Below are 9,015 nucleotides of genomic sequence, written 5' to 3'. Positions count from 1 at the left end.
ATTTCAGTAACTACTGATGACGGAATTAATTATACCCTACTTGATGAAAATGAAAACGAATTAAGCAACTCAATAGAAAACGCTGAATTCAGTGGTCTAGCGGCTGGAACCTATTTTGTAAAAGCTAAAAATGGAGGTTGTGAAACGATTTCTGAAGTATTAGTAATCGAAGAAAACGAAGGAATTCCAGCGCAACCAGAAGCAATTGTTTCTCAACAACCAACTTGTGAAGATATTACAGGTGCGATTTCGGTAACTACTGTTCAGGGAATCACATATAGCCTGCTTGATGAGAATCAAAACGCTGTAAACAATACCATCGAAAATGGAGAATTTAGCAATCTAGTCGCAGGAACTTATTTCGTTCAGTCTAGCAATGGAGACTGCGAAGCAATTTCCGAAGCAATTATTATTGAAGAAAACGCAGGAAGTCCGGAATCTCCAGTTATTACTTCGGTTACAAATACAACTTGTGGCGAAAGTAATGGTATCATAGAGTTTGAGCTTACTGAAAGTTTATCTTATATTTTAAAGGATAGCGAAGAAAATGAATATTCTTACGAAAATGGGATCATTTCAAATTTGACATCCGGAACCTATTACCTGGTAGCTCAAAATAATGATTGCGAATCTACTGTAGAAATAATTGTTGAAGCAGATCTAGACGAAGAGGCACCGGTAATCATCTCATGTCCTACTGATTTAACAAGTGTAAATGCAGACGAGGGAATGTGTTCTGCTTCTAATCTTGAACTTGGAGATCTTGTTGCCGAAGATAATTGTGATTCAGAATTAAGTATAACCAACGATGCTCCGGAAGTATTTGAACCTGGAGAAACAATCGTAACCTGGACGGTAAGCGATAAGTCTGGAAATATAACTACCTGTACTCAAACCATTATTGTAATTGATAACCAGGCTCCGATAATTGCTGAAGTGGAAACTATAAATACCACTACCGATGCAGATACTTGTGGCGCAATGATAAGCATCAATGCTCCGCAAGCTACTGATAACTGTTCCGTAGGAAATGTAAATGGAACCCGGGATGATAATCAGGCTCTTGATGCTGAATATCCGATGGGAACAACTACGATTACCTGGACAGCAACTGACGTAAATGGAAACGAAGCTGTGCCAGTTATACAAATTGTAAATGTTGAAGATAACCAGGCTCCGATAATTGCTGAAGTGGAAACTATAAATACCACTACCGATCCAGATACTTGTGGCGCGATGATAACCATCAATGCTCCGGAAGCTACTGATAACTGTTCAGTAAGAAATGTAATCGGAACCCGGGATGATAATCAGGATCTTGAGGCTGAATATCCGGTGGGAACAACAACTATTACCTGGACAGCAACCGATGAAAATGGAAATGAAGCTGAGCCGGTAATTCAGATCGTAACAGTAATCGATGATCAGGCACCTTCAATTGAATGTCCTGATAACATGATATTTAGTACAGAAACAAATGTTGATTTTGCTACAGTGAATTTTGACAATCCTTTAGCAATCGATAATTGTGAAGTGATTGTAGAACAAACCGGCGGACCTATTTCTGGTTCTCAATTTCCTATTGGAACAACCACAGTAACTTTTACGGCAACAGATAGTTCAGGAAATACCAGTAAATGTAGCTTTGATATAACTATTGAAGATACAGAAGATCCTTCTTTAGAATGTCCGTTAGATATTTCAAAAGATATTGATGCGGGTTCATGTGCGGCGGTAGTGGAATTTGAAACTCCTGAAGGTTTTGATAATTCCGGGGATGTTACTGTAGAACAAACCGCTGGCCTGTCTTCAGGAGAGGTATTTCCGGTGGGCACTACAACTATAACTTTTACTGCTTCTGATTCAGCAGGAAATACAACCAGCTGTAGCTTTAATGTAACGGTAATTGATGATGAAGCCCCGGTTATTGAAGAAAAAAATGATATCACGGTAAATACCGATCCCGATTTATGTGGTGCGATTGTGGAATACGATATTCCGTCGGCAAGCGATGATTGTGGCATAGAAAGTATAGCACTTACTAAAGGATTGGCTCCAGGGTCTGAATTTCCTATAGGCCAAACTACAGTCACCTATACCGCTACCGATATTAATGGAAATTCAGCTAATTCCAGCTTTACAGTGACCGTGATAGATAATGAATCTCCCACAATCTCCTGTCCGGAAGATATTACCTTAAACGTTGAATTCGGAACTGGCAGCGTAGTGGTAAATTATGAAGCCATTATCGCTTCAGATAATTGTTCAGGAACCAATATTGAACTAATAGAAGGTTTTGCTCCGGGGGAAGAATTTCCTGTAGGCCTAACAACGGTTACTTATAAAGTTACCGATGCTGCAGGAAATTCGGCTAACTGTTCCTTCACAGTTATTGTAGAAGAAGATTTACAAGAAACTCCTCCAGCACCAGATGCTCCACAAGTTGAAGTAATTCAGCCAGACTGTGTTACCCCAACTGGGGTAATCCTGATTAATATTGAAAACGGACTTACCTATAGCATTGACGAAGAAAATTATTATGCAGTAGATGAATTTACAGCGCTTGAGCCGGGAACTTATTCAGTAACGGCAAAGGATGAATTTGATCAAATTTCAGAAGCTACGGTGGTAACTTTAGAAGATCCTGTAGCAAGCGAAATTCAAACCAGCACGATAAGCCTTTGTACTGAAGATATCACTTTCGATTTATTTGAACTACTGCAGGGAGACTACGACACTTCCGGAACCTGGGTAGATCCAGAAAATACCGGGGCCCTAAATCAGGGCACTATTGATCCTGCTTTGCTTCAGGTTGGTACCTATACTTTTAATTATCAGTTAAACAATGGTACTTGTAATTCTACTACAGAAGTTACAGTATCTATCAATGATGATTGTGTGGTTCTACCTTGTAGCCTGGAAGATATTCAATCCAGTATTTCTAAAGCGGTAACACCTAATAACGATAACCATAATGATTATTTCAGTATAGATTTTGCCAGCGAATGCGGCTTCACTTACGATGTAAAAATCTTTAACCGTTGGGGAAGTAAAGTTTACGAAGCTGTTAACTATCAAAACAATTGGGATGGATATTCAACAAATTCCATAACCAGTTCAAATCAGTTGCCTTCAGGAACATACTTCTATATCCTGGAAATTAGAAATAGCGGATTTGCCCCTATTCAAGGTTACATCTATTTAGGAACAAAATAAAAAAGAAAGAACATGAAAAATATATATCTACTCATATTTTGTCTTATGTTTTCGGTTTCGGCTTTAGCCCAGCAATTACCGCAATTCACCCAATATATGTACAATACCATTTCTATAAACCCAGCCTATGCCGGGAGCCGGGATGGCTTTTCAATAACTGCTTTAAACCGAAATCAATGGGCTGGAGTAAGCGGGGCGCCAAATACACAAACGCTATCGGTGCATTCTCCACTTACAAACGATAAAGTTGGTCTTGGACTCTCGGTAATTAATGATAAAACTGGATACGAGAATTATACTTATGCTTATGGTGATTTCGCTTATCGTTTAGATTTTAACAATAATATCTCTTTGGCAATGGGTTTAAAAGCCGGGATGAGCTACTATAATTTAGATGAAGAACTATTTAATGACCAGCAGGTTTTAAACGATCCCTTCTTTGAAGACCAGTTTAATAAATGGACACCAAATTTTGGGATAGGATTCTATCTCTCAGCTCAAAACTGGTATATAGGAGCTTCTGCACCAAAATTGATTAATAATAACAATCACGAGTATAATGAATTCCTGGCTATGGAGCAGATTCATTATTATTTAACCGGTGGTTATGTTTTTGACCTGAACGAAAATCTAAAATTTAGACCCACATCTTTATTAAAAATGACCAGCGGTGCACCGCTTTCTGTAGATTTTTCGGGAACAATGATTTTTAATGAGAAATTTTACCTGGGCGCCAATTGGCGAATAGATGATGCTTTGGGAGCTTTCCTGGATGTAGAACTTTTTGATGGTTTTAGAGCAGGTTATGCTTACGAATATTCAATTTCAGACATAAGACCATACACCTCGGGTTCACACGAGATCTTACTTATTTACGAATTCAGATTTCAAAAAACCAGGTACAAATCTCCTCGATTCTTTTAATATAAATGCCGCCGATTATGAAAAAACAATACTATTTAATTCTATTATTCTTAGTGTTTAGCATAAACCTGCAGGCACAATATGGTAAACAAAAAAAAGCCGATAAGCTATATAGCAATTTTGCTTATACAGAAGCCGTGGATGTTTACAAAGAACTTATAGCAAACGAATATAATCTCAAGGAAAACAGGTTAAAACTCGCCGACACTTATATGAAATTAAGAAGTCCCGAAAACGCTGTTTTTTATTATGAAGATGTTTTAGAAGATTCTACAAATATTTCTGCGGAATATTATTACGAATACGCCCAGGCCTTGCGCGGAGCGAAAAGATATAAAGAGTCCCGGGAATGGCTGCAGAAATATCTTGAAAGTCGCGGCGAAGCTTCAGCTGAAGCGAATAAAATACTGAACAGGACAAACTCTGCAATACAAACCACCTATAAACTTCAGAAAAGTGATTTTAATTCAGAATTTAGTGATTTTGGCGCTGTAAAATATAAGGATGAAACATATCTTATTTCAGCTCGAAATTCAAAGAATTCAGAAAAAGAATATTCCTGGAACGAGGAGCCTTTCTTAGATATTTATAAATTAAATTCTAATAGTGAGGTCTCTCCTATTTCAGGAGAAATTAATACCAAATTGCACGACGGCCCAATAAGTTTTAGCCCAAATGGGGAAACTTTATATTTTACCCGAAATAATTATTTCAATAATAAGGAAGGAAAAAGAGATAAAGAAGCTACTAACCATTTAAAGATCTATTCCGCTCAAAAATCGGGAAATAGCTGGGTAAATATTCAGGAATTACCGTTTAATAGTGATAATTATTCTGTGGGACACCCAACGGTTTCCCAAGACGGAAAAACACTTTATTTTGCTTCTAATATGCCAGGTGGCCAGGGCGGCACCGATCTTTATAAGGTTTCCAAAAAGAGAAATAATACTTTTGGAGTCCCGGAAAATTTAGGAAGTGAAATTAATACACCTGAAGATGAAACTTTTCCCTTTATAGATGAAGAAAATGTACTCTACTTCTCTTCTACCGGTCACGGCAGTTACGGTTTAGCCGATATTTTTAAGACAGATTTAGAGGCTGAAAATCTTGAAGTTCAAAACCTCGGAGAAACCATCAACAGTAATTTAGATGATTTTAGTTATTTTGAAGAAAACGGCGTGAATGCGGGGTTTATAGCTTCTAATCGGGAGGGTTCAGATAATATTTATAGCTTTAATCAATTGCTTCCCTTGGTATTAAAAGGAAAAGTTACCGATGCTGTAAATGGAAACCCTATTCCCCGGGCTACCATAAGACTTTTTAATAAAAATAATGAAGAAGTTGCTTTTTTGGAATCTAATGAAGATGGAGATTACCAAACCACGGTAAATAGAAATATAGATCTTCCCTTGGAAGCAAAGCAAATTGAATATCAAAATTTTATTGACACTCTGGATACGCGCAATATGGAAGATTCGGAAGAATTAATCTATAATATCGCACTCCAACCGATTGCCGATGTGGAATATCTTGCGGAAATAAATAATATTTATTTCGATTTTGATAAAAGTAATATTAGAGCAGATGCCGCAAAAGAACTGGATAAACTGGTAAAATTAATGAAAGAAGAATATCCAGATTTGGTGATAGAAATTGGTTCCCATACCGATAAACGTGGAAGTGATATTTATAACGATGCTCTAGCCGAAAGACGGGCCAAAGCCACTCGTGATTATTTAATTGCTGAAGGTGTAAGTGGAGAGAGACTTCAAAAACAGGCTTTTGGAGAACGTAAACCCGCCATAGACTGTGACCGCTGTTCCAGTAAGCAGCACCAGCTTAATCGCCGCTCTATGTTTAGCGTGGTTAAGATGGATTAATTTTTTTGAAGTAAATAAAATTAAAAAAGGTTCAGCAAAACGCTGAACCTTTTTTCCTTAATCAATCTATGAAAAACAAATATTACTTTCTTATAAAGATATTGGTGAAATAATTGCGGCCTTCTGCATCATCTACCACAGATACTCCAAAGTGAGAATGGTTTCCTTCAATATTCTTCTTGTGGCCATCACTATTTAACCAGGCATTTACCACTGCTTCTGCAGTACGGTAGCCAAATCCAACATTTTCACTTACAGATTTTGCTCCAACAGCCTCCACCAGATTTTCGTAACGTGCACCAAAATTATCGTGACTTACCTTTCCAACTTCAAGCATATAATAATTATGAGATTCGGCTTCTAAAGAAACTTCAGCAATTGGTTTAAGAGGTTCTAGTTCCAGGCTTTTACGGTGTGCATTAACTAATTCAAGAATACTACTTTCTATTTCAGAATAATTAAAATTAACAATTTCTTCTGCGGTATGATTGTAGGAATTCACTTCATCTTCGATGCTTTCCTTTGCGCAGGAAATCGTTGATATAGAGAGCAAAAGAAGTATTGCAAACCTAAAGGTACTTTTTCTCATAGTTCAGTAAGTTAGACTGGGAAGTTAAAAGTACACTTTTTATCGACTAAAAACATATGTTAAAATGCAGTTCATCGATTTTATCTGAATTTTAACATAAATAGCAAGTTTTATCCTACTAAAAATGAACTTATTAGGAATTCAGAAAATTTAAAATGTAGGAAAATGTAAGGAAAAGTGTTATTCAAAGACAAAAACCTTCCCATCATCGGCAAGTTCAACTTCAGGAAAAATACCTGCAGCTTCTTCTCTAAATAAATTGATATTAGAATATCGGGTAGAATAATGGCCAAGAATTAGTTTTTGCACCCCTGCTTCTTTAGCAATTTGTGCAGCTTCTTTGGCCGTGCTATGCTTGGTGGGAAAAGCCAGTTCTGCTTTATCTTCAAGAAAAGTAGATTCGTGATATAAAACCGTCGCACCGCTTATCTGCGGAATCATTTTCTGATTAAAGGCGGTATCACTACAATAGGCGTAACTTTTTGTAGGTTCAGGTGGGGCGGTTACCAAATGATTACGAACCAATTCACCAGATTCAGAAGTTACATCTTTTCCTTTCTTTAAGCTTTTATAGAGAGAAACATCAATATTATATTCAACCGCTTTATTGATAAGCAATTTCCGGTCCCCGGGTTTTTCTTTAAATAGAAAACCATTAGTATAAATTCTATGAATTAAAGGAATAGTTTCTACGCTTAGCTTTTCATTTTCAAAAATAAGCTGGGGTTCCTTGCTACTCAATTCATGGAAATAAAGCGGGTAATTAGTCCAGGAATTAGAAAGTTTAAGCTGTATTGTTATAATTTCCTTTATTCCTTTAGGCCCGTAAACGTGTAATTCAGTTTCCCGGTTCAATAATCTAAAGGTAGAAATAAGCCCAACAAGCCCGTAACAATGATCCCCGTGAAGATGGGAAATAAAGACGTGTTTTATCCTGGAAAATTTAATTTTATTGCGCCTTAGTTGTACCTGCGTCCCTTCGCCACAATCAATTAAAAACAATTCGTTTTTAATTTCCAACACCTGGGAAGTGGGATTAGTGAAACTACGGGGAGTAGCAGCGTAACAGCCAAGAATATTGAGCTTCATGCAGTAAAAATTAAACCCCTAAATCCCTTTGAATTTCGTCCATTTGAATAAGATCTTCAGCTTCCCGTAAAGAGGGCACTACCACAATTTCTTCAGGCAGTTCATCTATAGTAACTGCATTACTTATTAAAACAAAAGATTTATTATTCATTTGATGCGTAGTGGCAATTTCTAAAAATCCCATCACTTCTTCTTTTTGAATTTGGTGATAAGCAAGCAAATTTACAGCCACATTATTATTTTCAAACTCGGTGTGTCTTTGTGTAAGTAACGAAACAAAATCTACAACCGGAGCTTCTAAAGGTTCTATTAAAATATAATTCTCTTTTTCTGAAATCTTCATAGCGTGGTTCTTTGAAATTTAAAGTTAAGGAATTAAAGCCTTTTAGTGGTTTATCTTTGAAGCTAATAAATAAATCACTGCCATTCTAACGGCTACTCCATTTTGTACCTGGTCTAAAATAATCGCATTTTCTGCATCGGCAACATCGCTGGTAATTTCCACGCCGCGATTAATGGGTCCCGGGTGCATTATTACTATTTCTTTATCCAGGCTTTCCAGCATTTTCTTATTTAATTGAAATTGCTGTGCGTATTCCCTGGTACTGGGAAAATAACTAATATCCATTCGCTCATTCTGAACTCTAAGCATATTTGCCACATCACACCATTCCAGGGCCTTTCTAAGATCGGTCTCTACGCCCACACCCAAAGATTCAATATGTTTTGGCAATAAAGTTTTAGGCCCACAAACCTTAACTTCGGCTCCCTGAAGTTTAAGTGCAAAAATATTTGAAAGCGCTACCCTACTATGCAGAATATCACCCACAATCACCACTTTTTTACCTTTAACTTCACCAAGACGCTCTTTAATAGAGTAGCTGTCTAAAAGCGCCTGGGTAGGATGCTCGTGTGCACCGTCTCCGGCATTAATAATACTGGCTTTTACGTGGCGGGAAAGAAAAATTCCTGCCCCGGGATTGGGGTGCCGCATCACTACCATATCTACTTTCATAGATAAAATATTGTTTACGGTATCTATAAGGGTTTCTCCCTTTTTTACTGAAGAAGATGCTGCAGAAAAATTTACAACATCGGCACTTAAGCGTTTCTCTGCAAGTTCAAAAGAAAGTCGGGTTCTGGTAGAATTTTCAAAAAACAGGTTGGCAATGGTAATATCTCTAAGCGAAGGGACTTTTTTAATGGGCCGGTTAATCACTTCTTTAAAATGATTGGCGGTTTTAAAAATAAGCTCAATATCTTCTTTGGTTAGATATTTAATTCCCAGTAAGTGGTTTACACTTAATTCGCTCATAT

The 9,015-nt window shown here is 37.1% G+C and carries 7 protein-coding genes; 3 read left to right on the top strand and 4 right to left on the bottom strand.

What is annotated here, in order from left to right:
* From BM084_RS15935 to BM084_RS15925, 3 genes are all read left to right on the top strand, one after another.
* Nucleotides 1–3,216 (top strand): HYR domain-containing protein (locus BM084_RS15935; RefSeq protein WP_143083674.1); only part of this gene is annotated, 3,216 nt, incomplete at its 5' end.
* Nucleotides 3,217–3,228: 12 nt separating this feature from the next.
* Entirely contained in the window at nucleotides 3,229–4,140 is a 912-nt protein-coding gene (locus tag BM084_RS15930) for a PorP/SprF family type IX secretion system membrane protein (RefSeq protein WP_075327178.1), read from the top strand.
* A 17-nt stretch (nucleotides 4,141–4,157) separates the two neighbouring features.
* A complete protein-coding gene (locus BM084_RS15925; RefSeq protein WP_093306039.1) occupies nucleotides 4,158–6,020 on the top strand; it encodes an OmpA family protein in 1,863 nt (620 codons plus the stop codon).
* 82 nt (nucleotides 6,021–6,102) lie between these two features.
* Here the strand turns inward: BM084_RS15925 and BM084_RS15920 are convergent, their stop codons facing one another.
* The 4 genes from BM084_RS15920 to BM084_RS15905 all read right to left on the bottom strand — a co-directional run bounded on the left by BM084_RS15920 (nucleotide 6,103) and on the right by BM084_RS15905 (nucleotide 9,013).
* Entirely contained in the window at nucleotides 6,103–6,609 is a 507-nt protein-coding gene (locus tag BM084_RS15920; protein ID WP_093306037.1) for a CAP domain-containing protein, read from the bottom strand.
* Nucleotides 6,610–6,789: 180 nt separating this feature from the next.
* Entirely contained in the window at nucleotides 6,790–7,698 is a 909-nt protein-coding gene (locus BM084_RS15915; protein ID WP_093306035.1) for a ribonuclease Z, read from the bottom strand.
* Between the two features lie 10 nt (nucleotides 7,699–7,708).
* Nucleotides 7,709–8,041 (bottom strand): ribonuclease Z, encoded by a 333-nt coding sequence (locus tag BM084_RS15910; protein WP_093306033.1) that lies wholly within the window; start codon nucleotides 8,039–8,041, stop codon nucleotides 7,709–7,711.
* Nucleotides 8,042–8,083: 42 nt separating this feature from the next.
* The gene (locus BM084_RS15905; protein WP_093306031.1) at nucleotides 8,084–9,013 is read right to left on the bottom strand and encodes an aspartate carbamoyltransferase catalytic subunit; all 930 of its coding nucleotides are present in this window, start codon (nucleotides 9,011–9,013) and stop codon (nucleotides 8,084–8,086) included.
* Nucleotides 9,014–9,015 lie beyond the last annotated feature (2 nt).

Origin of the sequence: Salegentibacter agarivorans, from assembly GCF_900113135.1 — a bacterium.
Lineage (GTDB): Bacteria > Bacteroidota > Bacteroidia > Flavobacteriales > Flavobacteriaceae > Salegentibacter > Salegentibacter agarivorans.
This window is presented reverse-complemented; position numbering and strand designations above follow the sequence as displayed.